The sequence below is a fragment of the Brevundimonas sp. NIBR11 genome, assembly GCF_027912535.1.
In the GTDB taxonomy this organism is placed as follows: Bacteria; Pseudomonadota; Alphaproteobacteria; order Caulobacterales; family Caulobacteraceae; genus Brevundimonas.
Genome location: NZ_CP115465.1, coordinates 2193848 through 2219414, shown reverse-complemented (window position 1 = coordinate 2219414; position 25567 = coordinate 2193848). Strand labels below are relative to the sequence as shown.

28 protein-coding genes are annotated in these 25567 nt (G+C 67.8%); 21 read left to right on the top strand and 7 right to left on the bottom strand.

Annotation, left to right across the window (positions count from 1 at the left end; genetic code table 11):
* Positions 1-17 precede the first annotated feature (17 nt).
* Positions 18-827: a metallophosphoesterase family protein gene (locus O5O43_RS11200; protein WP_271083965.1), complete on the top strand. Its 810-nt coding sequence runs from the start codon at positions 18-20 to the stop codon at positions 825-827.
* Here the strand turns inward: O5O43_RS11200 and O5O43_RS11195 are convergent.
* Entirely contained in the window at positions 824-1693 is an 870-nt protein-coding gene (locus O5O43_RS11195; RefSeq protein ID WP_271083964.1) for a WecB/TagA/CpsF family glycosyltransferase, read from the bottom strand. The two genes, O5O43_RS11200 and O5O43_RS11195, sit on opposite strands and share 4 nt — an antisense overlap.
* A 129-nt stretch (positions 1694-1822) precedes the next feature.
* Between O5O43_RS11195 and O5O43_RS11190 the strand changes: the two genes are divergently transcribed.
* From O5O43_RS11190 to O5O43_RS11175, 4 genes are all read left to right on the top strand, one after another.
* Entirely contained in the window at positions 1823-3127 is a 1305-nt protein-coding gene (locus O5O43_RS11190) for a UDP-glucose/GDP-mannose dehydrogenase family protein (protein ID WP_271083963.1), read from the top strand.
* Positions 3124-4101 (top strand): NAD-dependent epimerase/dehydratase family protein, encoded by a 978-nt coding sequence (locus tag O5O43_RS11185; RefSeq protein ID WP_271086429.1) that lies wholly within the window; start codon positions 3124-3126, stop codon positions 4099-4101. Before O5O43_RS11190 ends, O5O43_RS11185 begins: the two co-directional genes overlap by 4 nt.
* Before the next feature lie 105 nt (positions 4102-4206).
* Positions 4207-5388: a TMEM43 family protein gene (locus O5O43_RS11180; RefSeq protein WP_271083962.1), complete on the top strand. Its 1182-nt coding sequence runs from the start codon at positions 4207-4209 to the stop codon at positions 5386-5388.
* Positions 5389-5422: 34 nt separating this feature from the next.
* Positions 5423-6931: an altronate dehydratase family protein gene (locus O5O43_RS11175; protein WP_271083961.1), complete on the top strand. Its 1509-nt coding sequence runs from the start codon at positions 5423-5425 to the stop codon at positions 6929-6931.
* A 276-nt stretch (positions 6932-7207) separates the two neighbouring features.
* Here O5O43_RS11175 and O5O43_RS11170 read toward each other — a convergent pair whose 3' ends face one another.
* Positions 7208-7642, bottom strand: a complete 435-nt coding sequence (locus O5O43_RS11170; RefSeq protein WP_271083960.1) for a cytochrome c family protein — start codon at positions 7640-7642, stop codon at positions 7208-7210.
* Between the two features lie 125 nt (positions 7643-7767).
* Here O5O43_RS11170 and O5O43_RS11165 point away from each other — a divergent pair, with 125 nt between their 5' ends.
* The 4 genes from O5O43_RS11165 (at position 7768) to O5O43_RS11150 (ending at position 12360) form a co-directional block, all read left to right on the top strand.
* Positions 7768-9438 (top strand): alkaline phosphatase family protein, encoded by a 1671-nt coding sequence (locus O5O43_RS11165; protein WP_271083959.1) that lies wholly within the window; start codon positions 7768-7770, stop codon positions 9436-9438.
* 102 nt (positions 9439-9540) lie between these two features.
* Positions 9541-10977 (top strand): pyruvate kinase, encoded by a 1437-nt coding sequence (pyk, locus tag O5O43_RS11160; protein WP_271083958.1) that lies wholly within the window; start codon positions 9541-9543, stop codon positions 10975-10977.
* A 19-nt stretch (positions 10978-10996) separates the two neighbouring features.
* On the top strand, positions 10997-12031 hold the full coding sequence (locus O5O43_RS11155; RefSeq protein WP_271083957.1) for a DNA adenine methylase: 1035 nt from the start codon (positions 10997-10999) through the stop codon (positions 12029-12031).
* Positions 12032-12087: 56 nt separating this feature from the next.
* Positions 12088-12360: a hypothetical protein gene (locus O5O43_RS11150; RefSeq protein ID WP_271083956.1), complete on the top strand. Its 273-nt coding sequence runs from the start codon at positions 12088-12090 to the stop codon at positions 12358-12360.
* Here O5O43_RS11150 and O5O43_RS11145 read toward each other — a convergent pair.
* From O5O43_RS11145 to O5O43_RS11135, 3 genes are all read right to left on the bottom strand, one after another.
* A complete protein-coding gene (locus O5O43_RS11145; RefSeq protein WP_271086428.1) occupies positions 12357-12956 on the bottom strand; it encodes a ribonuclease HII in 600 nt (199 codons plus the stop codon). The genes O5O43_RS11150 and O5O43_RS11145 overlap by 4 nt on opposite strands.
* Positions 12957-13396: 440 nt before the next feature.
* Positions 13397-13987, bottom strand: coding sequence for a DNA-3-methyladenine glycosylase I (locus O5O43_RS11140; RefSeq protein WP_271083955.1), 591 nt, complete (start codon positions 13985-13987; stop codon positions 13397-13399).
* A 31-nt stretch (positions 13988-14018) separates the two neighbouring features.
* Positions 14019-14798: a folate-binding protein YgfZ gene (locus O5O43_RS11135; protein WP_271083954.1), complete on the bottom strand. Its 780-nt coding sequence runs from the start codon at positions 14796-14798 to the stop codon at positions 14019-14021.
* 214 nt (positions 14799-15012) lie between these two features.
* Here O5O43_RS11135 and O5O43_RS11130 point away from each other — a divergent pair, with 214 nt between their 5' ends.
* The 4 genes from O5O43_RS11130 (at position 15013) to O5O43_RS11115 (ending at position 18605) form a co-directional block, all read left to right on the top strand.
* On the top strand, positions 15013-15630 hold the full coding sequence (locus tag O5O43_RS11130) for an IPTL-CTERM sorting domain-containing protein (RefSeq protein WP_271083953.1): 618 nt from the start codon (positions 15013-15015) through the stop codon (positions 15628-15630).
* A gap of 157 nt (positions 15631-15787) precedes the next feature.
* Positions 15788-16777 (top strand): glycosyltransferase family 9 protein, encoded by a 990-nt coding sequence (locus tag O5O43_RS11125; RefSeq protein ID WP_271083952.1) that lies wholly within the window; start codon positions 15788-15790, stop codon positions 16775-16777.
* Between the two features lie 134 nt (positions 16778-16911).
* On the top strand, positions 16912-18240 hold the full coding sequence (locus tag O5O43_RS11120; protein WP_271083951.1) for a dihydroorotase: 1329 nt from the start codon (positions 16912-16914) through the stop codon (positions 18238-18240).
* Complete coding sequence (locus O5O43_RS11115) at positions 18237-18605, top strand: response regulator (protein WP_271083950.1); 369 nt, start codon at positions 18237-18239, stop codon at positions 18603-18605. Before O5O43_RS11120 ends, O5O43_RS11115 begins: the two co-directional genes overlap by 4 nt.
* On the opposite strand, the gene erpA is transcribed toward O5O43_RS11115, so the two are convergent.
* A complete protein-coding gene (erpA, locus tag O5O43_RS11110; RefSeq protein WP_271083949.1) occupies positions 18602-18982 on the bottom strand; it encodes an iron-sulfur cluster insertion protein ErpA in 381 nt (126 codons plus the stop codon). The two genes, O5O43_RS11115 and erpA, sit on opposite strands and share 4 nt — an antisense overlap.
* 59 nt (positions 18983-19041) lie before the next feature.
* Between erpA and O5O43_RS11105 the strand changes: the two genes are divergently transcribed.
* From O5O43_RS11105 to O5O43_RS11070, 8 genes are all read left to right on the top strand, one after another.
* Positions 19042-20223, top strand: a complete 1182-nt coding sequence (locus O5O43_RS11105; protein ID WP_271083948.1) for a deoxyguanosinetriphosphate triphosphohydrolase — start codon at positions 19042-19044, stop codon at positions 20221-20223.
* Positions 20224-20349: 126 nt separating this feature from the next.
* Positions 20350-21096, top strand: a complete 747-nt coding sequence (locus O5O43_RS11100; RefSeq protein WP_271083947.1) for an SPOR domain-containing protein — start codon at positions 20350-20352, stop codon at positions 21094-21096.
* 3 nt (positions 21097-21099) lie between these two features.
* On the top strand, positions 21100-22149 hold the full coding sequence (gene nagZ, locus O5O43_RS11095; protein WP_271083946.1) for a beta-N-acetylhexosaminidase: 1050 nt from the start codon (positions 21100-21102) through the stop codon (positions 22147-22149).
* Positions 22150-22153: 4 nt separating this feature from the next.
* The gene (locus O5O43_RS11090) at positions 22154-22984 is read left to right on the top strand and encodes a ScpA family protein (RefSeq protein WP_271083945.1); all 831 of its coding nucleotides are present in this window, start codon (positions 22154-22156) and stop codon (positions 22982-22984) included.
* The gene (scpB, locus tag O5O43_RS11085; protein WP_271083944.1) at positions 22981-23640 is read left to right on the top strand and encodes an SMC-Scp complex subunit ScpB; all 660 of its coding nucleotides are present in this window, start codon (positions 22981-22983) and stop codon (positions 23638-23640) included. Before O5O43_RS11090 ends, scpB begins: the two co-directional genes overlap by 4 nt.
* A 156-nt stretch (positions 23641-23796) precedes the next feature.
* A complete protein-coding gene (ykgO, locus tag O5O43_RS11080; protein WP_008263184.1) occupies positions 23797-23922 on the top strand; it encodes a type B 50S ribosomal protein L36 in 126 nt (41 codons plus the stop codon).
* Between the two features lie 204 nt (positions 23923-24126).
* Positions 24127-24402, top strand: coding sequence for a DUF2312 domain-containing protein (locus tag O5O43_RS11075; protein ID WP_271083943.1), 276 nt, complete (start codon positions 24127-24129; stop codon positions 24400-24402).
* A 110-nt stretch (positions 24403-24512) separates the two neighbouring features.
* Positions 24513-24818 (top strand): hypothetical protein, encoded by a 306-nt coding sequence (locus O5O43_RS11070; RefSeq protein WP_271086427.1) that lies wholly within the window; start codon positions 24513-24515, stop codon positions 24816-24818.
* Positions 24819-24846: 28 nt separating this feature from the next.
* On the opposite strand, the gene O5O43_RS11065 is transcribed toward O5O43_RS11070, so the two are convergent.
* Positions 24847-25554: a hypothetical protein gene (locus O5O43_RS11065; protein ID WP_271083942.1), complete on the bottom strand. Its 708-nt coding sequence runs from the start codon at positions 25552-25554 to the stop codon at positions 24847-24849.
* Positions 25555-25567: the final 13 nt, after the last annotated feature.

The window sequence follows — 25567 nt, the reverse complement described above, 5'->3', positions numbered from 1 at the left end:
GCGGGCATGTGAATTCCATGCTCTCGCGCTTCTTTCCCAACCGACCGGCCCGCAGGACGTCTCGCACGCCCTCGGACTGCGTCATCTGGGCGGTAGGCGACATCCATGGGCGGTCGGATCTCGCCGACCGGCTGATCCAGGCCATCCGCGCCGACCTCCATGCGGCCGAGGCCTCACGCAAGGTCGTGGTCTTTCTCGGCGACTACGTCGATCGCGGCCTGGACTCGAAAGGCGTCCTGAATCAGCTCTGCAATCTCGCCGCCGACCCGGCGTTGGAGGTCCATTTCATCAAAGGCAACCACGAGGAGCGGATGGAGGCCTTCCTTCACGACCCCCTCGTCGGGCCATCGTGGTGCGACTACGGCGGCCGGGACACCCTGGTGTCGTACGGCGTCGCGCCGCCGCCGATGCGCGGCGACGCCCGGGCCTGGGCCGAAGCCTCGCGCGCGCTCGGCGACGCCCTGCCGGACTCGCATCGCGAACTGCTGGCCGCTCAGGAACTGTCGGTCTCGATCGGGGACTACTTCTTTTGTCATGCGGGCGCGCGACCCGGCGTCGCCCTGCCGGTGCAGTCACCCGAAGACCTGCTGTGGATCCGCCAGCCCTTCCTCGATCACCCGGCTCCGTTCGAACAGGTGGTCGTGCACGGCCATACGCCGACCGAAGCCGTTCACTCCGATGCGCGGCGCATCGGCGTCGACACCGGCGCCTATGCCACCAATGTGCTTTCGGCCGTACGCCTGGAAGGCGACACCCGCGTGGTGATCCAGGCGACGGGCCGGGCCGGGCGGGTGGCGATCACCACCGGCCCGCTGGCGGCCGTCTAGGCTGTGCGCCCTAGTCGCTTGGCCCGCAACGCCGTCCAAAGGTCGGCCACGATAAGGTGGCTCAGGCTCCACGGCTCGATCAGATACCGCCGCGCCAGACGCTTGGGGTCATGGACCAGGCGGAACAGCCACTCGACCCCCATCCGTCCCATCCAGCGCGGCGCGGCCCTCTGCTCGCCCGCCTCGTAGTCGAAGGCGGCGCCGACCGAGAAGATGGCGCAGTCGGGCAGGGCGTCCAGATTGTCCAGGATCCACAGCTCCTGACGGGGCATGCCCATGCCGACGAACAGGATGTGCGGATCGAAGGCCTTCACTTCATTGACCACGACCGTGTTGTCCCGCGAGCCCGGCGTGGCGACGAAGAACCCGTCCCGCGCCCGGATGTCCGCTCCCGGATATTCCGAAGCCAGGCGACCGCGCGCGCGCTCGACCACATCGGGGGCGCCGCCGATGTACATGACGCGCCATCCCTTGCGATCGACAAGGCTCCAGAAATGATCGCGCCAGTCCAGATAGGTGCAGCGGTGAAACGCCTTGCCTTGCAGACCCAGCAGCTTGGCGAAATGGATCAGGGGCGTGGAATCGACCTCGACCAGATCGGCCCGGGCGTAGAAGCGCGCCAGCCGGGGCTCCTTCTGCATCAGGGCGAGGCTGTTCAGATTGTGGTTGGCGATGATCACCTTGCGGCGCGCCTCGACCCACGCCTCGACGTGGTGCAGCACCTCTTCCGGGCGTACGAGATCGACGGCCTGGCCGAGCAGGCGGACGCGTTCGCGCTCGCGGCGGGCGGCGCGGAACGGAGTCCGCGCCCGACGACGGCGTTCGGTCAGCGAGTTGCGATAGCTGAGAGACGGGCTGTCGGTCATGAACGAACACTGCCTCGCCGAGGCTCAAGATCGGGTAAGAGGACAGGCTTAACGGGGTGTGGACGCCGACGTTTTGCGCCGCCCCGCCGACTGGTCTATGGCAGGCCGCTGTCGTTGGGGATGATTTGAATGCGCGTAACGATGATTGGCACGGGCTATGTGGGCCTGGTGTCCGGGGCCTGTTTTGCCGACTTCGGCCATACCGTCGTCTGCGTCGACAAGGACCCGTCCAAGATCGAGCGGTTGAACGCCGGCGAGATTCCGATCTTCGAGCCGGGTCTCGAGGCCCTGGTCGCCGACAACGTAAAGGCCGGCCGCCTGTCGTTCACCCTCGACGGCGCGGAGGCGATCCGGTCGGCGGACGTCGTCTTCATCGCGGTGGGCACGCCCACGCGGCGCGGCGACGGCCACGCGGACCTGTCTTACGTCTACGCCGCCGCAGAGGAGATCGCCGGTCTGGTGCAGGGCTTCACCGTCGTGGTCAACAAGTCGACCGTCCCCGTCGGCACGGGCGACGAGGTCGAGGCCATCATCCGTCGGGTCAATCCGGAAGCGGACTTCGCCGTGGTCTCTAATCCCGAGTTCCTGCGCGAAGGCGCTGCGATTGAGGACTTCAAACGTCCCGACCGCGTCGTCATTGGCACCGACGATGAGCGCGCTCGCGAGGTGATGGCCCAGGTCTATCGCCCGCTGAGCCTCAACGACTTCCCCGTGGTCTACACCTCGCGCCGGACGTCGGAGCTGATCAAATACGCGGGCAACGCCTTCCTGGCGCTGAAGATCACCTTCATCAACGAGATCGCCGACCTTTGCGAACAGGTCGGCGCCGACGTGCAGCAGGTCGCCAAGGGGATCGGCCTGGACGGCAGGATCGGCGGAAAGTTCCTGAACGCCGGTCCCGGCTACGGCGGCTCCTGCTTTCCCAAGGACACGGTCGCCCTGGTCCGCACGGCCCAGCAGTATGGCGCCCCGGTCCGGCTGGTGGAGACCACGGTCGACGTCAACGACGCACGCAAGAAGGCCATGGCCGACCGGGTCATCTCGGCGCTGGGCGGCGACGGCAAGGGCAAGATCGTCGGCATTCTGGGCCTCGCCTTCAAGCCGAACACCGACGACATGCGCGACGCCCCCAGCCTGGACATCGTCCCCGCCCTGATCGCCGCGGGCGTGAAGGTGCAGGCCTATGACCCCGAGAGCATGCACGAGGCCGGCAAGCTGCTGCCCGACATCGATTATCGCGCCGACGCCTACAGCGCGATCGAGGACGCCGACGCCATCGTCATCCTGACCGAGTGGGATCAATTCCGCGCCCTGGATCTGGACCGGATCAAGCTTCTGGCCCGCGCGCCGGTGATGGTGGACCTGCGCAACGTCTATCGCCCGGCCGAGATGCGGGCGCGGGGCTTCTCCTACACCTCGATCGGGCGCGGCTGAGCCAGATGACGGTCGTCGTCACCGGAGCGGCGGGCTTCGTCGGGATGCACTTGGCCGAACGGCTGCTGCAGCGGGGCGAGACCGTCATCGGGGTCGACGACTTGAATCCCTACTACGATGTCGCCCTGAAAGACCTGCGGGCGGCGCGGCTGTCCGCCTACCCGGACTTCCGCATGGTCCGCGCGGACATCGCCGACGCCGAGGCGATGTCCGAACTGGTTCGGTCGTCGGGCGCCCTGCGGGTGGTGCATCTGGCCGCACAGGCGGGGGTCCGTTATTCGATCGACAACCCGTTCGCCTACCAGCGGTCCAATCTTCAGGGGCATCTGTCGATCCTCGAGGCCTGCCGGCACAACGGCGTCGAACACCTCGTCTATGCGTCGTCGAGCTCGGTCTACGGCGATCGGCCGTTGGCGGGGCAGGGCTTCCGCGAGGACGATCCGACCGTTTCGCCGGTGTCGCTCTACGCCGCCACCAAACGGTCCTGCGAACTGCTGAGCCAGAGCTATGCCTCGCTCTACGGGTTCCCGCAGTCTGGCCTCAGGTTCTTCACCGTCTACGGACCGATGGGCCGGCCGGACATGGCCTATTTCAGCTTCACCGAGAAGATCATGCGGGGCGAGCCGATCGAGGTTTACGGCGAGGGCAGGATGGCGCGGGACTTCACCTTCATCGACGACATCGTCGACGGCATCGTGGGCGTGCTGGACCACCCGCCGTCGAAGGGCGGTCACGAGGTCTACAACATCGGCGATTCCAGCCCCGTCGGCCTGATGGAGATGATCTCCACGCTAGAAGCCGCGCTGGGCCGCGAGGCGGTCAAGATCATGCGGCCTATGCAGGCCGGCGACGTCACGGCGACCTATGCCGATGTCTCCAAGCTGAACGCGCTGACCGGGTATGCGCCGAAGGTCGCGCTGGCCGAGGGGCTGGGCCGGTTCGTCGCCTGGTGGCGCGACTGGCGGGGGCTCTGACGGTCCGTCAGCTTCCGTAAGCAGGCCTTCGCTATCGCGTCCGCAAAGCGGTGCTATATCTGTGCGCCTCACGGTCGAGACTCGACCGGGCTCGGGGGGAGCGAAATGCCGGATCAAGTCACAGTCACGACCAGCCAGGGCTGGTTCAGCCGCATCGGCGGAGCCTTCGCAGGCGTGCTCGTCGGCATCGTCCTGATCTTCGCCTGCGTCTGGGGCCTGGCCTGGAACGAGGGCAACGCCGTCAAGGTCGCGCGCGGTCTGACCGAGGGCGCCGGCGCGGTGGTCGAGGCTCCGGCCTCGCCGATCGATCCCGCCAATGATCAGAAGCTGGTCCACGTCGTCGGCGACATCGCCGTGACCGCGCCGCTGGAAGACACCGAGTACGGCGTCACGGCCACCGGCGTGAAGCTGTCGCGCTCGGCCGAGATGTACCAGTGGCAGGAGGAGTCGAAGTCCGAGAGCCGCACCAAGCTGGGGGGCGGCGAGGAGACGGTCACCACCTACAGCTACACCAAGGTCTGGTCCTCCACCCCGATCGACTCCAGCGCGTTCAATACACCGGCGGGTCACGAGAACCCGGAGATGGCGATCGAGAGCGCCGATATCTTCGCCACCGATGCCACCCTCGGCGACTACCAGCTGGAAGAGAACGTCCTGAGTCAGGTCGGCGGCGCCGAGCCGCTGAACCTGTCGCAGCAGCAGGACGCCATCGATGCCGCCGCCGGCGAAGCCTCGAGCCACACGGTCTCGCAGACCACCATCTTCTTCGGCGAGAACGCCCAGAACCCTGTGATTGGCGACACCCGTGTCTCGTACGAGGTCACGCCCGTCTCGGAGATCAGCGTCGTCGCCCGTCAGAACGGGGACAACTTCCTCGACTACCGCGCCCGCAACGGCTCGGAGTTCCTGCTGGTCGCCGACGGCGATGTCCCGGCCGGCGACATGTTCCAGTCCGCCCAGGACGCCAACAACCTGATGGCCTGGATCATCCGCGTCGTCGGCATGGTCCTCCTGATGGTCGGGTTCGGCCTGATCCTGGCGCCGCTGGGCGTGCTGGCCGATGTCCTGCCTCTGGCGGGGACCATCGTTCGGATGGGCACGGGCCTGATTGGCTTCGTGCTGGGCCTGCTGGTCGGCACGGTCACCATCGCCCTGGCGTGGCTCGCTTTCCGCCCCATCACGACGATCATCATACTGGCCATCGGCGGCGCCATCGCCTTTGCGGTCTACCGACTGGGTCGCGGCCGGGCGAAGAAGAAGCTGGCCGCCGAGGCCGCTGCCGCCTGACGTCGCCGTCGGGACATGCTAGGCGGGGAGGGCCATGTCCTCCCCGTCCATCCTTCGCCTTCATCCCGATGACGACGTCGCCGTCGCCGTCCGTCCCCTCAGCGCCGGCGAGACCATCGAGGGCGTCACCGCCACGACCGACGTCCCGGCCGGCCACAAGATCGCGCTGAAGCCCGTCGCCCTCGGCGGCCAGGTCCGCAAGTATGGTCAGGTCATCGGCGCGGCGATCGCCGCCATCGCGCCGGGCGACTGGGTCCATACGCAGAACCTTGGCGTCGGCGATATCTCGGCCCGCGCTGACACCGGTGTCGTCGCCGGGGTCGCTCATGAGGCCGCCGAACCCCGCACCTTCGACGGCTACCTCCGGTCCGACGGTCGGGTCGGGACCCGCAACTATCTGGCGGTGGTCACCTCGGTGAACTGTTCGGCCATGGTCGCCCGGCGCATCGCCCGCGAGGTCGAGGCTCGCCTCGGCGACAGCCATCCGACCATCGACGGCGTCGTCGCCATCACCCACGGCTCGGGCTGCGGCATGGCGTCGGAGGGCGAGGCGATGGACATGCTGCGCCGGACCCTGTCAGGCTATGCGCGCCATCCGAACGTCGCGGGCGTCCTGATGCTGGGCCTCGGCTGCGAGACCAACCAGATCTCCTCCCTGATGGAGGCCGAGGGCATGGCGGGCTCCGTCGACCTGGGCGTCATGGCCATCCAGGAGAGCGGAGGCGCGGCCTCCACCATCCAGCAGGGCGTCGAGCGGGTGATGGAGATGGCCGACCGCGCCGCCGCCCTGATCCGCACGCCCCAGCCGGTGTCCAAACTGGTCGTGGGCCTGCAGTGCGGGGGGTCGGATGGCTATTCCGGCATGACCGCCAACCCGGCTTTGGGCCGCGCGGTGGACCTGATCGTCGCCCAGGGCGGCACGGCCATCCTGTCGGAAACGCCCGAGATCTACGGCGCCGAACACCTGCTGACCGGCCGCGCCTCGGCCGAAGTGTCGGCCAAGCTGATGGACCGCATCGCCTGGTGGGAACGGCACGTCGAGACCACGGGCGGCTCGCTCGACAACAACCCCTCGGCCGGGAACAAGGCCGGCGGCCTGACGACCATCCTCGAGAAGTCGCTGGGCGCCGTGGCCAAAGCCGGGTCCGCGCCCCTGTCGGCCGTCTATGAGTACGCCGAGCCCGTCACGGCCCACGGCCTCGTCTTCATGGACACACCCGGCTACGACCCCGTCTCGGCGACGGGCCAGATCGCGGGCGGAGCGACGTTGATCTGCTTCACTACCGGTCGAGGGTCCGTCTTCGGGGCCAAGCCGGCGCCGAGCCTGAAGCTGGCCACCAACTCGGCGTTGGCCCGCCGGATGCCCGACGACATCGACATCGACTGCGGCCGGGTGCTGGACGAGGGAATGTCCTTGGACGCCCTCGGCGCCGAGATCTTCGAAACCATCCTGGCCACCGCTTCGGGCAAGGTGACGGCGTCGGAAGCCCTCGGTTTCGGCGAGGACGAGATCCAGCCCTGGCGCCTCGGCGCGACGATGTAAGTCGCCGCTGCCGGGTTGGTCCGTTTCGTCATGTCGCACGCAACGTGACGAAACGGGACGAAAGGTGACGAAAAGGACGAAACGTTTCGGTGTGCCCGCACTCTCCGCGAGCCGTGGGAGCACTATACGCCCCTTTCAGACCAAGGCGCGTTGGAGGCCGAAATGGGCTGCTGGGTTCAGGCGGGGCCGTGAATCGGTGTGTCGAATTGATTTTTATCTTCGACAGAATGCGACCACCGTCCGTGCACTTCGGCGGAGACGGTCGGCTACGGGGGCTCAGCCCGCCTGGGTCTTCAGATAGGCGATGATGTCGGCGCGGCGCTGGCCGTCCTTGATGCCGGGGAAGGTCATCTTGGTGCCGACGATGTGCTCGCGGGGGTTTTCCAGATAGTCGTAGAGTCGCTGCTCGTCCCAGACGCCGCCCGCCGCCGCCATGGCGGTCGAGTAACGATAGCCTGCCTCGTGCGCGACCGGCCGTCCGACCACGCCGTGCAGGCTGGGTCCGACGCGATTCACCCCGGCCTCGACCGTGTGACAGCTGCGGCACTGGCTGAAGCCCATCCGGCCCGCCTCGACGTCGCCGGTCAGCTGGGTCACGTCGGCGACTTGAACGACGGGCGCCTCGGGCTTGTCGGGTCGGGGGGGGTCGCCGGAGCAGGCGGCCAAGAGGCTCGCGCCGAGCAACGTCGTCAGGACTTTCGGAGTGGACATGCGGGCCCTCGTTTCGGTCGCGACCTAGGCTCCGGCCTGCGCCTCTGTCAACGCGGCGGAAGATCGTCTTGGAGCCGTAACCAAGCGGGGCTAAGCGGTGCGTCCAAAATCGCCACGGTGTCCCTATGTCCCGACTGCCCGCCCCGCTCGTCTTGTCACTCGCCGCGAGCCTGCTCACGCCGCCGGCGGCTCAGGCGCAGACCGCCGCGCCTGCCCAGACGGACGCTCGGCCGGCCTTGGTCGTCACCATCGTCATCGACCAGTTCAGCTCCAACCTGTTCAACCAGTATCGCGGGCGCTTCACGGGCGGCCTGCGCACCCTGATCGACGGCGGTCTGGTCTACGCCAACGGCTATCAGGCCCAAGGCATCACCAAGACCTGCCCCGGGCATGCCACGGTGCTCAGCGGCGCCTATCCGACCACGGTCGGCATTCCGTCGAACGAGTGGATCGACCCGGTCACGGGGCTGGAGGTCTACTGCCTAGCCGCGCCGCAGAACACGCTGGCGGACGGCGGCGAGGGCGAGAACGGGCGCGTCGGGCCGGACAATATCCGTGTCACCATGCTGCCCGACTGGCTGAAGGCGGTGAGTCCGCAGAGCCGGGTCTATGCCGTCTCGGGCAAGGATCGCGGAGCCATCAACCTGGCCGGACATACGCCGGACGGCGCCTTCTGGATTCAGGAAGGCTTCGGCCTGACGACCTATCTCGAGCCCGGTCAGACGGCCGAGGCGCGCCTGGCGCCCGTGACCGAGTTCAACACCGCCTATCGCGCCCGCTATGCCGCCGATCCGGTCGGACGGTGGACCTATCAGCACGATTTTTGCCGCACGTTGAAGGGCGAGAGCAGCCTGTACGGCGATGTCCTGCACGTCGATCTGCCGCCCGAGCACTACAATCTGGAAGACTCTCCCGCACTGGACGAGACGACGCTTCTGGCCGCGACCGACCTTCTGGAGCGCCAGCAACTGGGCCGTCGCGGGGTCACCGACATGCTGGGCGTCAGCCTGTCGGGCACCGACAAGATCGGCCATGCCTACGGCACCCAGGGGCCGGAGATGTGCGAACAGCTCCTGCGGATGGACGAGGCGCTGGGCGTCTTCCTCGACAAGGTCGCGGCCGTGCCGGGCGGCGCGATCGTCGTCCTGACCGCCGACCACGGCGGCTCGGATTCGCCCGAGCGGATGGCGGAGCGCGGAGCGCCGGCAGGTCGCAACGACCGCGACATGCTCCCGCGCATCAACCGGACCCTCCAGGCCGAGTTCGGCCTGATGTACGCGCCGCTGCAGAGCGGCTTGACGGGCCTGATCGTCGCGGACGCCAGCCATGTCCTGCTGCCGCCGGCCCAGCGCGCGCCCATCGTCGCCCGCGCCGTCGCCCTGCTGAACGCGGAGCCGACCGTCAGCCTGGCCGTCGCCACCGATGACCTTCTGGCCGACCCGATGCCGGGCCGCGACGTGGAGCCCGAGGCCCTGACCGTGCGCGAACGGCTGCGTCTGAGCGCGGTGGCCGATTCCGGCGCCGACATCATGATCGCCTATGGCCCTTATCTGACCGGACACACACGGCCGGGCGGCGCCATCGCCAGCCATGGCTCGGTCTGGGATTACGACCGTCGCGTGCCCATCGTGTTCTGGCGGCCGAACGGCCAGGGCCAGGAGCGGTTCTGGCAGATCCGCACCGTGGACATCGCCCCGTCGCTGGCGAACCTCATGGGTCTGAAGTCCGTGGACACCGTCGACGGCCGCTGCCTGGATCTGCGCGTCTATGGCGCGAGTGACTGCCCGGCCCCGTAACACGGACTCACTTCTCGTTTCCCGAAAGGGAGCCGTCCTTCCTCCGCGCGCGTTTCGTGGCACAGTCGCCGTCAGGAAACGCGACCGGCCAACGGGACCACCATGAATAGACAACGCCGCGCACGCATCGTCGCGACGCTGGGACCGGCCAGCCGCGCCCCCGGCATGGTCAAGGCCCTGGCCCAGGCCGGGGTCGACGTCTTTCGCCTGAACTTCTCTCATGGCTCGCATGAGGATCACGCCGCCAATCTGAAGGCCGTGCGCGGGGCCGAGATGGCGGTGAAACGGCCGCTCGGCGTGCTGGCCGATCTTCAGGGGCCGAAGCTGCGACTGGGCCGGTTCGCCGATGTCGAGATCGCGGTGAAGCCGGGCCACCAGATGCGGTTCGACCTCGATCCCACGCCCGGCGACGCGACACGGGTGCAGATGCCGCATCCGGAAATCTTCAAGGCCCTGCGCGAGGGCATGTTGCTGCTGCTCGACGACGGCCGGGTGCGGCTGCGCGTCGGCAAGCGCACCGACGAATGGTGCGACGTCACGGTGGAGAGCGGCACGAAACTGTCCGACCGCAAGGGCGTCGCCGTGCCCGAGGCCATCATCCCGGTCTCGGCCCTGACGGCCAAGGACCGCGAGGACCTGAACTTCGCCCTGCGTATCGGGGTCGACTGGGTCGCCCTGTCGTTCGTGCAGAAGCCCGAGGACATGGCCGAGCTGAAGTCGATCGTGAAGGGTCGCGCCGCCTGTCTGGCCAAGATCGAAAAGCCCCAGGCGCTCGACGATCTGGAGTCCATCCTCGACTACTGCGACGGCGTCATGGTCGCGCGCGGCGACCTGGGCGTGGAGATGCCGGCCGAAGAGGTTCCAGTCGCCCAGAAGGCCATCATCCGCGCCGCCCGCCAGCGCGGCGTGCCGGTCATCGTCGCGACCCAGATGCTGGAATCGATGACCTCGGCCCCTGCGCCGACGCGCGCCGAGGCCTCCGACGTCGCCAATGCGGTTTATGAGGGCGCCGACGCCCTGATGCTGTCGGCAGAGACGGCGTCGGGCGACTATCCGCTGGAGGCCGTCGGCATCATGAACCGGATCATGGAGCGGGTCGAAAGCGACCCCCTGTGGCCCAGTCTGATGGACGCCGAGCATGCGGGGATGGAGGGATTCGACGCCGACGCCCTGGTGGCCGCGGCGCGCAAGGCGGGCGAGGCGCAATCGACCGGCTGCATCGTGGTCTTCACCACGCTGGGCGGGACGGCGCGGCGCATGTCGCGCGAGCGTCCGCTCCAGCCCGTTCTGGCCCTGACGCCCAAGCCGGAGACGGCGCGGCGGCTGGCGCTGGTCTGGGGTCTGGAGCCGCGACTGGGCAAGGAGCCGACCAGTCTGGAGGACGTCACCGAGGACGCGGTGACCTCGGCCATGCAATACGGCCTTGCCGAGCCCGGCCAACGCATCCTGATCCTGGCCGGCACGCCGTTCGGGGCGCCGGGGGCTGCGAATCTCCTGCGACTGGCGCATGCTCCGGCCAAGGGGAAGGCGCGGAAGTAGCGTTCCTCGCGGGACGCTCATGATCAAATACCTCGGCTCCAAGCGGGCCCTGCTCGACCCGATCGTATCCTCCGTGCGCGCCTTGCTGCCGAACGGAGGCCGCGTCTGCGACCTGTTCTCCGGGTCCGCCCGCGTCGGCCATGCGCTGAAGGGCGGCGGCTTTCAGGTCTGGTCCAACGATCACAACGCCTATGCCCACGCCCTTGGCACGGCCTATGTGCAAGCCGACCGCGGGCGGTGGGAGGACCGGGCGGTCGCGGTGCTCGCGGACCTTTCGGAGACCCGCCCGGAGGCCGGCTGGTTTACTCGCACCTTTTGCGAGGACGCCCGCTACTTCACGCCCGAGAACGGGGCCCGCATCGAGGCCATGCGCGATCGGATCGAGGCGATGGGGCTGGAGCCGGAGCTGAAAGCCGTCGCGCTGGTCGCCCTGATGGAGGCCGCCGACCGGGTCGACTCAACCGCCGGTCTGCAAATGGCCTATATGAAGTCCTGGGCCGCGCGGGCGTTGAAGCCGCTGGAGCTGAGGATGCCGGTGCTGCATCCGGGTGTGGCGTCGGGGCCGTGTCGCGCCACGCAGGCCGATGCGCTGGAGACGGCGGCGGCTTTCGACGGCGATCTCGTCTATCTGGACCCGCCCTACAACCAGCACTCCTACCTCGGGAACTACCATGTCTGGGAGAGCCTGATCCTGTGGGACCGGCCCGAGACCTATGGCGTCGCCAACAAGCGGATCGACGTGAAGACCCGAAAGAGCGCCTTCAACTCCCGCCCCGGCATCGGCCCGGCGCTCCAGGCCGTCATCGACGCCATCCGGACGCCCAACCTGATCGTTTCGTTCAACGACGAGGGCTACCTGAGCAGGGACCAACTGGTGGAGATGCTGTCGGCGCGCGGCCATGTCCAGGTCGTGGAAATCCCGCGCCCCCGCTACGTCGGCGCCCGCATCGGCATTCACAATCGCAAGGGTGAGAAAGTCGGCGCGGTGGGCCGGCTGAGGAACATCGAATACCTGTTCGTCGTCACCGACAGACCCGTCGCGCTGGCAGCTTGACCATTCAGGGAACGAGGGTCTCACTGCGTCGTTAAGCCGACATGGAAGAGCTGATCGTGACCCAAGGCCAAGGTTTCCGCACGCGTCCCCGCGCCGTTCAGGACGCCCTCAACGCCTATCAGACGGCCGCATGGCGCAGCCCGAGCCAGACCCGGTTCGACAGCCGCCCGGCCAATGATTTCCTCGGTCGCGCCGAGGTGCTGTCACCCCGGACCTACAGCGTGGCTCCGGTCGAGGCCGAGGAGATGCCGCGCTGGCTCGTCATCGCCATCGGCGCCCTGATCGCGGCTCTGCTGGGCGCACTGCTCGGCGGTATGATGGCGGTCTAGCGTTCCAGCAGGGCCCGGATCGGCGCCCAGCTCTTGCGATGGATGGGGCAGGGGCCCATGGCCTTGAGCGCCGCTTGGTGGATCGGTGCGTTGTAGCCCTTGTGCGAAGCGAAGCCGTAGCCGGGATATTCCGCATCCATGGCGATCATGATCGCGTCGCGCGCCGTCTTCGCCAGGATCGAGGCCGCCGCGATCGACAGCGAAAGGCCGTCGCCGCCCACGGCCGTCTCGACGTCGCACGGCAGTCTGAACCGGTAATTCCCGTCCACCAGCGCGGCCTTCGGCTGCACGCGCATCGCCTCGATGGCGCGGCACATGGCCAGACCGGTGGCCTGCAGGATGTTCAGTTCTTCGATCTCTTCCGCCGAAGCGAAGCCGACGCCCCAGGCGACGGCGCGCGCCTTGATCTCGACCGCGAGGGTGGCTCGCCTCTCGGCCGTGAGGGCCTTGGAGTCGTCGATGCCCTCGGGGATGTCGTCGGGCGACAGGATCACCGCTGCCGCCGAGACGGGCCCGGCCCAGGGCCCGCGCCCTGCCTCGTCCACCCCGCACACCGGCCCGCCGACGCGTTGGGCCAACAGGGTCTCCAGCGCCAGTGTCGGGAAGGCTTTCGCGATCTTGGTCTTGCCGGTCACGGCTCGCCCATAGCCCGGACTTCCTCGCAGCGGAAGCAGCCTGCGACGTGGTCGTTGACCAATCCACAGGCCTGCATCCAGCCAACTACAGTTCGACACATGAGATCGGCACAATTTCAATCCAATGCGGACCGCTCGAACCTCGGTAGGGGGCACGACGGGGAGGTCAGATCAGGAGCCCCGTTGACTTCTGGCATAAAACGCAAAGCAGATCAGAGCCACGCCCAATAGGACGGCTGCGGCGATGCGAGAATGCGGCAGCGCAAACGCCGAGGTCCAAAGCAGCAAACCAGATATCACGAATAGCGGTGTGACAGCTTTCATTCAGCACTTTTGACCGAATAGGGGACCAAAGCCAATGTCCACCCCGTATCGAAAGGGTGGAGCATCTGACACCGGACTCAGCCCATCGCGCGGACGTCTTCTTGGCGGAAGCATGAACAGGTGTGGTCGTTAACAAGACCCGAGGCCTGCATGAAGGCGTAGACGATCACGGGGCCGCAGAAATTGAAGCCCCGCTTCTTCAGCGCCTTGGCCATCGCGACCGAGACCTCTGTCTGGGTCGGGATGTCGCCGCCGACGCGGCTTCCCTGCAGCGGCCTTCCGTCCACGAACGACCAGAGCCAGGCGGAGAAGTCCTCGCCGTTGTCGCGCATCTCGACGAAGATCTGCGCCCCCTTGATGGCCGCCTCGATCTTGGCGCGCGAGCGGATGATGCCGGCATCGTTCATCAGCCTTTCGCGGTCCGCGTCGTCGAACCTGGCCACCATGTCGGGATCGAAGTTGGCGAAGGCGGCGCGCAAGGCCTCGCGCTTTCTCAGGATGGTGATCCACGCCAGCCCGGCCTGGAAGCCGTCCAGCACCAGCTTCTCCCACAGGGCGCGGGCGTCGTACTCGGGCACGCCCCATTCGGTGTCGTGGTAGTCGCAGTAGAGCGGGTCGGTCCCGCACCAGGCGCAGCGTCCTCCCCGGCTTGGCTGAGATTCGGTCATGCGCGCAGCGTAACGCCCGGGCGCCCGTTCGTCAGGTCATCCAGTCGGGCCGAATCACCGTGACTGCCCGCCCGTCGACGGTCAGCGCACCGTCGATCCGGTCCAGCCGCACCAGCGCCATCGCCCCGCCGTCGCGCCCGGTCAGGACCTCGCCCGCCCGCAACTCGCCATTCAGCAACTCGGCTCCCACCGCCGGCGCCGGGCCGTCGAACGTCAGCGGCAGCATCCGCTTCTTGATCTCGCCGCGTCGTTTCATGCGGGAGGTGGTCTCCTGGCCGACGAAACAGCCCTTCTGGAAGTCGATGCCTTTCAGCAGGTCGAAATTGGCCTCGATCGGATAGGTCCCGTCGTCGGCGTCTCGTGTGGGATCGGGGACCCCGACCGCCAGCCGGTGTGCGCTCCAGTCGTTTTCGGTCGCGGTGGCCGTGAAGTCGCCGAGGGTCCGGCCGCCCAGCGCCGAAGTCCGGGGGTCAGGGACGAAGCCCTCAGCCACGCCCTGCCAGCTGACGAAGACCGACCGGTCGTCGGCGGCGACCTCGACCTTGGCCCGCAGCTTGTACATCGACAACCGCTGCATCAGGGCGTCGCGCTTGTCCGCCGCAACGTCCAGCACCACCGCGTCGTCCTCGCCCCACAGGAACAGGTCGAACAGCAACCGTCCGGGCGGCGACAGCAGGGCGCCGAACCGCAGGTGTCCCGCCGCCAGCGTCTCGACGTCCTGGGTCAGGAGATTGTGCAGAAAGGGTTTTGCATCCGGCCCGCTCACCCGGATCAGGGCGCGGCTGTCGAGGCGGGCGATGCGTTCGGTCATGCCGGATCAGATAAGGGGAGGGACAAGGATCGAGAAGTCCCATGCCGGGACTGGACGTCGGAATCCGGGTTCTGGGTCAGTGATAGCCGACGACCCAATCGACAAGCCGGCCGAAAAGTCGAAGACTATCAAGCGTCTTTCTGCTTGCGCACTCTAATCTTCATGTTAGGCACCATCGAAAACGCCTCATTCACGAGGCGATCGGGGGTCATGAATGTATCGCACCATCTTAACCGCCTTTGCGGCGCTTATCGTTGTGGCATTTGCCGCGGCTGCAAATGCTCAGACCGTAACGGTTCAGCAAACGCAAACAGGCAGCACGGCCAGTATCTTGGATGGCTTCCAGACTCGTGGCGAAGCCCTTCTCGTTCCGAATGGCGTCACTCGGCTTCAGCAATTCACTGTGAGGCTGGCCGGCAACGTGACGCCGGTTGTCCGGGCGTACGACAACACGACCAAGGTCATGGGCGCCGTGCTTCATACTGGAGCGCCTCGATCCGGGGCTGCTGCCGATGTCGTCACGGTAATCCCCGCGGGTGGCGTAGCTGTAACACCTGGCAGCTACATCTTCATCGGAGCGACCCAGAACGCGGCCGGCCAGTCTGGGACTATCGAGCTAAGGGCTGGAAATCCTTATCAGGACGGGGAAGCCGTGGACCTGCGCAACGGCGCCGATGCCCAACTCACCGGATATGACGCTTATTTCTTTGCCACGTTCGGGCCCGAAGCCACCCCTGTGCCAACGCTGTCGGAGTGGGCGATGATTCTCTTCGGCCTGACGCTTGCGGGCGGAGCGGCGCTCTATATCCAGCGTCGTCGCCTGACGGCCTGACGATCTACTTCTGGCGTGAACGGCTCCGCTGGCGGCGGAGCCGTTATGACGCCCGCGTACCCCCCTGGCAGCCTCTTCCAAGGTTCGCAGCCGGACGGCGACGGAACCAGGCCATCGCCTCACACCCGCCACGAGAGAATCCGTATACGGTGCGCCCATGAGTGCCCGCTTTCCCATTCTCTATATCGCCGAGGCGGACGCAGAAGCCGCCCTTCTGTCGTCCGGCGCGCTGGCCAGCCTGGTGGAGGCCATCCCCCAGGCGGAGTTCACCATCGTCGGTTCGGCGGCCTCGGCGCCCCTGTTCGCCGACACGCCGCGCCTGCGCCGCCTGATCGTGTTGGACAGGACCGGGCGCTGGGACTGGATCGCCCTGTGGAACCAGGTGCGCGAGACCAGATGGGGCCTCGTGGTCGACATGCGCGGCACCAAATTTTCCGAGCGTCTGCGTCGCCACAGGCGGGCCGTGCGCGGCGCCGACCTGCCCGACCTGCATGCGGTGGAGCAGGCGGCGCGCATTCTGCATCTCGACGACGTTCCCGCTCCGAAGCTGTTCTTCAGCGAGGAGACGCACGCCGCCGCCGACGCCTTGATCGGCGATGACGGGGCGCCGCTGCTGGCGGTCGGTCCAGGCGCCGACTGGATCGGCAAGCGCTGGCCCGCCGAGCGGTTCGCCAAGGTCGCGGCGCCGCTTCTGGCCGACGACGGTCCCTTGGCCGGCGGCCGCCTGATGATCGTGGGTGAGGACGCCGATCGCGACGCCGCCCATACGATCCGTCTGGCCGTGCCGCGCAACCGTGTCATCGAGCTTCAGGGCAAGCTGACCCGGCTCCAGACCGCCGCCGCCCTGTCGCGCGCATCACTATATGTCGGCAACGACTCGGTCTGGACCCAACTGGCGGTCGCAGCGGGCGTGCCGTCGGTCGGGGTGTTCGGCCCATCCGACGACAGTCTGGTCGGCCCCTGGCAGGGCGTATCCATTCGGGGCGAACGCTCGCTGGAGGAGTTCAAGGCGGTCGATCCGCGCCTGAACCAGGCCATCCACCACATGCTGGGCTTGCCCGCCGATCGGGTGCTGAGGGCGGCCAAGGGGCTGCTGGCGAAAAAAGTTGCGCCTCCGAACCAGGCGCCCGAAATTCCTGGCGTATAATAGCGGCGAGAGAGGTCCGGAGATCGGGACTCTGCAGACGCTGCGGACGCTTCGGACGGTGTTTCGTCGCGAGCGACCTGGACGCAGTGAACGCAGTGGACGCTTCGGACGGTGTTTTTCAGACCGGACCGTCCATGAACCAGACCTTTGACCTGATCGTCCGTGGCGGCGAAGTCGTGAACCACTCCGGGCGCGGCATGGCCGATGTCGGGGTTCGGGACGGCAAGATCGCCGTCATCGGCGATTTGGCCCAAGCCTCGGCGGGCGAGGTCGTCGATGCGTCCGGACTGACCGTCATCCCCGGCATCATCGACACCCAGGTCCATTTCCGCGAGCCGGGGCTGGAGTGGAAGGAGGACCTCGAGACCGGCAGCCGCGCTGCGGCCCTCGGCGGCGTCGTCGCCGTCTTCGAGATGCCGAACACCAACCCCAACACCACCGATCCGGCGACGCTGGAGGACAAGCTGGCCCGTGCGAAGGACCGCATGTGGACCGACCACGCCTTCTACATCGGCGGCACCCACGGCAATGCGGCGCATCTGGGCGAGCTGGAGCGTCTGCCCGGCTGCTGCGGGGTCAAGGTCTTCATGGGCGCCTCGACCGGCGACCTGCTGATCGCCGACGACGACGGGGTGAGAGAGGTTCTGAACGCCGTCAGCCGTCGCGCCACCTTCCACTCCGAGGACGAGTACCGTCTGGCCGAACGGCGCGGCCTCGCCCGCACCGGCGACTGGACCAGCCACACCGACGTGCGCGACGCCGAAAGCGCGATTCTGTCGACGCGCCGCCTGGTCCGGCTGGCGCGCGAGGTCGGCAAGCGCATCCACGTCCTGCACGTCTCGACGGCCGAGGAGATCGAGTTCCTCGCCGACCATCGCGACATCGCCTCGGTCGAGACCACGCCTCAGCACCTGACCCTGGACGGCGACGAGGCCTACGAGCGGCTCAAGGGCTACGCCCAGATGAACCCGCCGATCCGCAATCGCCATCACATCGACGGCCTGTGGCGCGGCATCCAGCAAGGCGTCGTCGACGTCCTCGGCTCCGACCACGCCCCGCATACGAAGGAGGAGAAGGCAAAGCCCTATCCGGCCTCGCCCTCGGGCATGCCCGGCGTCCAGACTTTGCCGGCCGTCATGCTGACCCACGTCGCCGAGGGCCGGCTGTCACTGGAGCGGTTCATCGACCTGACTTCGGCCGGCGCCCAGCGCATCTTCAACATCGCCAACAAGGGCCGGATGGCGGAGGGCTGGGACGCCGACCTGACCCTGATCGACCTGAAGGCGACCCGCACCATCCGTCACGAGGACCAGGCCAGCCGCTGCGGCTGGACCCCCTTCGACGGCTTCGAGGCCAAGGGCTTGCCGATGAAGACGATCGTCCGTGGCCGGGTCGTCATGTCCGACGGCGAACTGATCGGCTCGGCGCACGGCCGCCCGGTCCGTTTCCAGGAGACGCTGTGACCAGCGCCCGTATCCTGCTGATCGAGGATGACGCCATTTTGCGGGACGCCGTCGACATCATTCTGAGCCAGGTTGGTCATCAGGTGACGGGCGTCGGGTCTGGCGAGGAAGGTCTGGCCCAGATTGGGCGGGTCGATCCGCACCTGGTCCTGCTCGACGTCCGCCTGCCCAGGATGAGCGGCGTCGATACGCTTCGCGCGGTGCGCAAGGCCGGCCACAAGATGCCGGTTCTGATGCTGACGGCCGACAACAGCCCGGCCACCGTGCGCGACGTGCTGGCCGACGGCGGCAACGGCTACATCCTCAAGCCCTTCGAACCCGAGCAGCTGCTCAGGCGCGTCCAGGCGACCCTGGCTGCAGCCTAGAGGATCGAGAAGCTGACGCCGCAGCCGCAGCTGGTCGCGGCGTTCGGGTTGCGGATGACGAACTGGGCGCCTGCCAGTTCGTCGATCCAGGCGATCTCGGAACCCTTGAGGAACGGCACGGAGACAGGATCCACCAGGGCGGTCTGACCGTCGGTCTCGACGCGCAGATCGTCGTCCTCGCCGGTTTCGACCAGGTCCATCTGGTACTGGAAGCCGGAACAGCCTCCGCCCTCGACAGCCACGCGCAGCAGGACGGGACGGCCCTCGACCTCGCTGAGCCTGGCCAGCCGCCGGGCCGCGCTCTCGGCCAGCACGATCCCCTCGGGCGCGCGCTTGGCGACCTTGAGTTCAAGCGGGGCGGGTTGGACGGTGCTCATGCCCGCCTATATGAGACTGACGAGGCCGTTCGCAAAGGCCGCCCGAGAGAACATCGCGCTTGAGCCAGACCGACGCCCGCGCCCCCTATGCCGAACTGGCCGCCCATTCGCGCGGACGCCTGTTCCCGGAGCCGCCCAGCCGTACGCGCAACGCCTTCGCCCGCGATCGCGACCGGATCATCCATTCCACCGCCTTCCGCCGCCTGAAGGAAAAGACCCAGGTCTTCGTCGCGCATGAAGGCGACCATTTCCGCACCCGCCTGACCCATTCGCTGGAAGTCAGTCAGATCGCCCGGTCGATCGCCCATGCCCTGCGGCTGGACGAGGATCTGGCCGAGACCGTCGCCCTGGCCCACGACCTCGGCCACCCGCCTTTCGGCCACGCCGGCGAGGATGAACTCCAGCTGCAGATGGAGCCGTGGGGCGGCTTCGATCACAACGTCCAGACGTTCCGCGTCGTGACAAAGCTGGAGACCCGCTACCCGGACTTCGACGGTCTGAACCTGAGCTGGGAAACGGTCGAGGGCGTGGTCAAGCACAACGGCCCGGTCACGCATAAGCTGGACGAGCCTGCGTGGAAGGCCATCGCCGACTTCGCGCCCGGCTGGGACCTGCGGCTGAACAGTTTCGCCTCGCTGGAGGCCCAGGCCGCCGCCATCGCCGACGACATCGCCTACAACAATCACGACGTGGACGACGGGGTTCAAGCGGGGCTGTTCACCCTGACCGACCTCGCCGACGTGCCGATGATCGGCCCGATCCTGCGCCAGACCCGCCGCGACTGGCCCGCGCTGAACGACCGCATGATCCGGCTGGAGGCCGTGCGGCGCATGATCGGGGCCATGGTCGAGGACGTGCTGACCGAGACCGAACGTCGCCTGGCCGATGACGGCATCGGGTCGGTCGAGGATGTGCGCACGGCCCGCCGGACCCTCGTCCAATTCTCCGATCCGATGATGGCCGAGCTCGGCGTGCTGCGGAAATTCCTCTACGAGCGGATGTATCGCCACTATCGGGTCAACCGGACCCGCAGCCAGGCTCGGCGGATCCTGGCCGAGATGTTCCAACTGTTCATGGCCGAGCCGGAGGTCATGCCGACCGAATGGGGCGCCCGGGCCGCGACGACCGATCCGCACAAGCGGGCGCGCGTCGTCTGCGACTACATCGCCGGCATGACCGACCGGTATGCGATCGAGGAGCACAGGAAGCTGTTCAACCTCGACCTCGCCCTCGATCTGTGATTCGAAAGGTCGCGTCGAAGAGAAAAGGCGGAGCCTTTTGACCGCGACCTGAAAAATGCCTCCGCGGGGGCTAGACTGTCACCCCGGCGCGTCGATTCGCGTTCGGTGACGAGCAAGGCGACGACCATGTCCTACGACGACGACCACCGCTCACGCGACCGCGGCGCCTATACGCCGCCGACCGACGACGATCTGCCTTTCAATCGCGGTGGCTTCGACGCGCGTCGCGGCCCGCCCGCCAAGGCGCCGCCCGTCACCCTGATCGTCAGCGCAGCCGTGCTGCTGGTGCTGATCATCGCCGTGGTTCTATTCTATCGTTCGGGGCTGCGCGCCTCGACCGACGCCCCGCCCGCCATCGGAACGCCCATCGCCCAGATGAAGGTCGAGGCGCCCGCCGAGGCCCAGCCCATCGATCCGGAAGCCGGCGTCGGCCTCTACGACCAGGCCGAGGACACGGCCGCCGCGCCCGAGTTCACGGCCCCGCCCGAAACGCCTCTGCCCCGTCCCGCGCCGCGCCCCATCGAGACAGCCGAGGCCCTGCCGACGGCTCGTCCCGCGACCCCGGCTCCGACCGCGCCGCGTCCGGCCGCGCCAGCCGCGACGATACCGGCGCCGGCCGCCAACGGGGCCGGCGGTTCGGCCGCCGTCCAGATCGGAGCCTTCTCCTCGACCGCGATCGCCGACCGCGAATACGCCGCCGTCGCCGCCCGCTTCCCGCAGTTCGCCCGCAATGCGACCAAGCGGGTTCAGGAAGTGACCGCATCGAACGGTTCGACCGTCTATCGCACGACCTTCACGGGGCTCCGCCGCGAGGACGCCCGCGCCTTCTGCGCCGCCATCGAAGGCGGCGGCGGCGACTGTCTGGTGCGATAGGCCTTGAGCCACTCCGCCGCCATCTACGGCTGTCAGGGCCACGTGCTGACGGCGGAGGAGCGCGCCTTCTTCGCCGATGTGCGGCCTTGGGGCTTCATCCTGTTCCGCCGGAACGTCGATAGCCCGGAGCAGGTCCTGAAGCTGACCTCGGAGCTGCGCGACGCCGTGGGCTGGGCTTGTCCAATTCTGGTCGATCAGGAGGGCGGGCGCGTTCAGCGCCTGGGGCCGCCGCACTGGCAGAAATACCCGCCGGCCGAGGCCTTCCTGAAGGCGACCAACGACCCGCTGGCGGCGCGGGAGCTGGCGCGCCTGGGCGGACGTCTGATGGCCCACGACCTGAAGGCCGTCGGCATCAATATCGACTGCGCCCCGGTGCTGGACGTGCCGACGCCGGGCGCCCACGACATCATCGGCGACCGCGCCTACGCCAAGGATCCCGCGACGGTGAGCCAGCTGGGGCGGGCGGTAGCGGAAGGCCTACTGGCCGGCGGCGTCCTGCCGGTGATCAAGCACATGCCCGGCCACGGCCGCGCCTTCGCCGACAGCCACAAGGAACTGCCGACGGTCCATGCAGGGCTGGAAGCGCTGGACGCGTGGGACTTCGCGCCGTTCAAGGCCCTGTCCGACATGCCCATCGGCATGACGGCCCACATCGTCTTCACCGCGATCGACAAGAAGCGCCCCGCCACACAATCGAGGAAGGCGATCAGGCTCATTCGGGAGACGCTCGGCTTCGGCGGCCTGCTGCTGTCCGACGACCTCTGCATGAACGCCCTGAAGGGGACGCTGACGGAGCGGGCGGACAAGTCGCTGAAGGCCGGCTGCGATCTGGTCATCCACTGGACCGGCGACATGGCCGAGATGAAGCTGGTCGCCGCCGGCGTGGGCAAGCTGAAAGGCAGGGCCAAGGCTCGCGCTGCGGCCGCGCTGGCGCGGATCGTCCATACGCCCGAGCCGCTGGACATCCATGAGGCGCGGGATCGTTTCGACGCCATGCTTGCGGGACGGCTCGACGCCCAACGCGGCCACGACGTGGGCGAGGCGCAGGCCTAAGGACATGTCGGAGACATTCCAGCCGAACCTGGACTTCACGGCGGCACAGGAGGTCGACGTGCGCGACGTCCTGATGGTCGATCTGGAAGGCTATGAGGGGCCGTTGCACGTGTTGCTGGCGCTGGCGCGGACGCAGAAGGTCGACCTGCTGAAGCTGTCGATCACCACGCTGGCCGAACAGTATCTGGCCTTTGTGCACGAGGCGCGGCGGCGAAACTTCTCGCTGGCGGCCGACTATCTCGTGATGGCGTCGTGGCTGGCCTATCTGAAGTCGCGGCTGCTCTTGCCGCGAACCGACAAGGGCAAGGGCGACGAGCCGCCGGCGGAGGAGATGGCGACGGCCCTGGCGTTCCGGCTGCAGAAGCTGGAGGCGATGCGCAAGGCCTCGGACGCCCTGTTGGCCCGGCCGCAGCTGAAGCGGGACGTGTTCACGCGGGGCGACCCGGAGGCCACGGTGATCCTGCCGTCCGACCGGATCGACGCCAGCCTGTATGAGCTGATGGCCGCCTATGTGACGCAGAGGCGACGCGAGCAGTCCCGTCACTACAATCCTGGCCAGCGGGTCGAGGCCTTCGCCCTGGAGGCCGCGCGCGACTGGCTGAGGGAGATCCTGCCCCGGATGGCCGAATGGACGCCGCTGGAGCGGGTCGCGCCGGTGCGGGACGGGGAGGGGCCGTCGCAGGCGTCGCTGACCGCCTCGACGCTGTCGGCCAGCCTCGAGCTGGTCAAGGAAGGGGCGATGGACGTGCGTCAGGAACAGGCCTTCGAGGAGGTCTGGCTGAAGCGGCGCGGCCAAGGTCCTGGAATGGGTCAGGCGCTGGAACTGACGCCATGACCGACCTGCGATTCGAACCGGACGATGGGGAGATCGAGCGGCGGGTCGAGGCCCTGCTGTTCGCGGCGGCGGGTCCGCTGTCGGCCGCCGACATCGGGCGGCGGCTGCCGGAGGGCGCCGAGGTGGGGCGGGCCATCGCGGGGCTGCGTGCGCGCTACGAGGGTCGGGGGGTGGAGCTGGTCTGCGTGGCGGATCGGTGGAGCTTCCGGACGGCGGGCGACCTCGGCTTTCTGATGACCGAGGAGCGGGAGGAGCCGCGTCGCCTGTCCAAGGCGGCGCTGGAGACCCTGGCGATCATCGCCTACCACCAGCCCGTCACCCGGGCCGAGATCGAGAGCGTGCGGGGCGTGTCGATCTCCAAGGGTACGCTGGACCTGTTGCTGGAGATGGGGTTTGTCCGCCTGAGGGGGCGGCGGCGCACGCCGGGGCGGCCGGTGACCTATGCGACGGCGGACCGGTTCCTGGAGCATTTCGGCCTGGCCAGCCTCTACGACCTGCCGGGCGCGGCGGAGATGAAAGCCGCTGGCCTGCTGGACCTGTCCCTGCCGGTCGGGTTCGAGGTGCCGGATCCGTCGCGGTCCGGTCCCGACGAGGAAGAGCCGATCGAGGAGGGCGACCAGCCCGAGTTCGCCCAGGACTTCATCAGCGGCGACTGACCCGACTCGGGTTGACGTCTGGGGGGTGTCTGGCTATACGCACGCCTCCGCCGCCGGGCTTCCGCGCGGCTTTTCTATTTTTGTTTTGCCTCCAGCCTGCGCTGAAGCAGCGAGCCGCCGAGCGGCAAGCGTCAGCGCTACCAAGGATTTCTGACCATGAAGGTCCGCAGCTCGCTCAAGTCGCTCAAGACCCGCCACCGCGACTGTAAAGTCGTGCGCCGCAAGGGCGTCGTCTTCGTGATCAACAAGACGGACCCGCGCTTCAAGGCGAAGCAGGGCTAAAGAGGTTTCTCCGGCCGCTCGGCGGTCGGCAGAACTACCCACAGGTCGCGGGCTTTAGTCCGCGACCTTTTTCGTGCCTGCGGTTGAGCGCCTGCGTCCAGCATGGTTAGCGTCCCCGCTTCCTTGTTGCCCTACCGCCCCTTGGGCTACTTGAGGGCGGTCGCGCCGGAGGCGCGATCCAGTCTGATTTACGGAGACTTCCCCATGGCCGACGACGCCAACTTCGACGCCTCGCCGGACGTCCTGACCTCGGCGGCCCAGGGCCGTCTGCGCACCATCATCGAGCGGATCGAGCGTCTGGAAGAAGACAAGGCCGCGATCATGGCCGACCAGAAGGAGGTCTTCGCCGAGGCCAAGGGCGAGGGCTACGACGTCAAGATCCTGCGCAAGGTCATCCGCATCCGCAAACAGGACAAGGCCAAGCGTCAGGAAGAGGACGCGATCCTGGATCTGTACCTGTCGGCGCTCGGCGAGATCTGACGCTGAAGCGGACGCCCCTCTCGGGCGGTCCGAAAACTCCCTCACGGGAGCTGAAACGCTCGACCGGGCTCAAGCCCGGCTCGGGGTTCAAGGCCAAGGAGAAGTCCTCCATCAGCCCGTTCGAGGCCGAGCGGGAGGCCGCGCGCCGCAAGGCGCTGAACGCCCTGAAACGCGCCAAGCGCGCCGCCGACAAGGCCGGCATCGCCCTCAGCGACTGGGAGGGCGAATTCATCGAGGGCGTCACCGACCGCATCCAGACCTATGGCCGGGCCTTCGGCGATCCCGAGAAGGGCGCGCCGGGTCAGGCGCTGTCGTCGATGCAGGGGCGCAAGCTGAAGGAGATTACGGCCAAGGCGAACGGCGAGGAGCCAAAGCGGCGGTGGGGTCGGAAGCCGTCGGACCCGTCGCGCGACTGACAGCGTCACATTCGGGTCGTCCTGACGCTCAGGGGCTGACGAGCGCGCCGACGATTCCGATCGCGCCGACCAGCACGCCGCCCACCATGGCCGACAACTGGACGGCGATCATCAGAGCGACGCCCTTCAGGACGCCCGACAACGGCGACTGGAACCACCGTCCGGGCCCCATGCGCACGAACGCGACCACGCCGATCAGGGCCGTCAGCGCCCCGACCGCCGCCGCCAGCGGGCCGGAACCGTAACCGAAGGCGGAGAGGGGCAGAACCGGCACGGTCCATGCGCACAACCAGCCGAAGGCCGCTCGAAAACCACGACGCCATCCGAGATCATCGGGGTCCCACCAGCGGAGTAGCGGGGCGGCGGCGATGGCGTAGAATGCGGACAGGATTGGCACCATGACCAAGGTCATCCACCCGTCAGCGTCGGCGACGAAAGCATCTCGGGATTTTCCCGACATGTCCAGCAACGGCTCCCATTGAGCGGCGGAGAGACCGTCGAGGACGAAACCGGCGCCGCCGCGCAGGAACAGGATCAGCATCAAGATCGCGTTGAGGGCGAGATAGAGCCGCAAGGGGCGGGCGTAGAGGCCGCCGCCGTCGGGGCCGCCCTCCATCCAGGATCGCAAGACTGCGGCCGGACGCAGGAGCAGATCCTTGGCCGTCAGTACATCGCGTCCGCCGAAGCCCAGCATGTCTTCGGCCAGCTCGTCGCCAGGTTTGCGTGTCTCGGTCATGCGATCCCCCTTC

What these genes read in the sequence shown, in the direction of transcription:
- O5O43_RS11100 (WP_271083947.1), top strand. Translation starts at nt 20,350, where the DNA reads ATGTCCTACGACGACGACCACCGCTCACGCGACCGCGGCGCCTATACG.
- O5O43_RS11200 (WP_271083965.1), top strand. Translation starts at nt 18, where the DNA reads ATGCTCTCGCGCTTCTTTCCCAACCGACCGGCCCGCAGGACGTCTCGC.
- O5O43_RS11125 (WP_271083952.1), top strand. Translation starts at nt 15,788, where the DNA reads ATGAGTGCCCGCTTTCCCATTCTCTATATCGCCGAGGCGGACGCAGAA.
- O5O43_RS11140 (WP_271083955.1), bottom strand. Translation starts at nt 13,987, where the DNA reads ATGACCGAATCTCAGCCAAGCCGGGGAGGACGCTGCGCCTGGTGCGGG.
- O5O43_RS11065 (WP_271083942.1), bottom strand. Translation starts at nt 25,554, where the DNA reads ATGACCGAGACACGCAAACCTGGCGACGAGCTGGCCGAAGACATGCTG.
- O5O43_RS11180 (WP_271083962.1), top strand. Translation starts at nt 4,207, where the DNA reads ATGCCGGATCAAGTCACAGTCACGACCAGCCAGGGCTGGTTCAGCCGC.
- pyk (WP_271083958.1), top strand. Translation starts at nt 9,541, where the DNA reads ATGAATAGACAACGCCGCGCACGCATCGTCGCGACGCTGGGACCGGCC.
- O5O43_RS11135 (WP_271083954.1), bottom strand. Translation starts at nt 14,798, where the DNA reads ATGACCGAACGCATCGCCCGCCTCGACAGCCGCGCCCTGATCCGGGTG.
- O5O43_RS11195 (WP_271083964.1), bottom strand. Translation starts at nt 1,693, where the DNA reads ATGACCGACAGCCCGTCTCTCAGCTATCGCAACTCGCTGACCGAACGC.
- ykgO (WP_008263184.1), top strand. Translation starts at nt 23,797, where the DNA reads ATGAAGGTCCGCAGCTCGCTCAAGTCGCTCAAGACCCGCCACCGCGAC.
- O5O43_RS11165 (WP_271083959.1), top strand. Translation starts at nt 7,768, where the DNA reads ATGTCCCGACTGCCCGCCCCGCTCGTCTTGTCACTCGCCGCGAGCCTG.
- O5O43_RS11155 (WP_271083957.1), top strand. Translation starts at nt 10,997, where the DNA reads ATGATCAAATACCTCGGCTCCAAGCGGGCCCTGCTCGACCCGATCGTA.
- scpB (WP_271083944.1), top strand. Translation starts at nt 22,981, where the DNA reads ATGACCGACCTGCGATTCGAACCGGACGATGGGGAGATCGAGCGGCGG.
- O5O43_RS11130 (WP_271083953.1), top strand. Translation starts at nt 15,013, where the DNA reads ATGTATCGCACCATCTTAACCGCCTTTGCGGCGCTTATCGTTGTGGCA.
- O5O43_RS11075 (WP_271083943.1), top strand. Translation starts at nt 24,127, where the DNA reads ATGGCCGACGACGCCAACTTCGACGCCTCGCCGGACGTCCTGACCTCG.
- O5O43_RS11190 (WP_271083963.1), top strand. Translation starts at nt 1,823, where the DNA reads ATGCGCGTAACGATGATTGGCACGGGCTATGTGGGCCTGGTGTCCGGG.
- O5O43_RS11120 (WP_271083951.1), top strand. Translation starts at nt 16,912, where the DNA reads ATGAACCAGACCTTTGACCTGATCGTCCGTGGCGGCGAAGTCGTGAAC.
- O5O43_RS11175 (WP_271083961.1), top strand. Translation starts at nt 5,423, where the DNA reads ATGTCCTCCCCGTCCATCCTTCGCCTTCATCCCGATGACGACGTCGCC.
- O5O43_RS11170 (WP_271083960.1), bottom strand. Translation starts at nt 7,642, where the DNA reads ATGTCCACTCCGAAAGTCCTGACGACGTTGCTCGGCGCGAGCCTCTTG.
- O5O43_RS11090 (WP_271083945.1), top strand. Translation starts at nt 22,154, where the DNA reads ATGTCGGAGACATTCCAGCCGAACCTGGACTTCACGGCGGCACAGGAG.
- erpA (WP_271083949.1), bottom strand. Translation starts at nt 18,982, where the DNA reads ATGAGCACCGTCCAACCCGCCCCGCTTGAACTCAAGGTCGCCAAGCGC.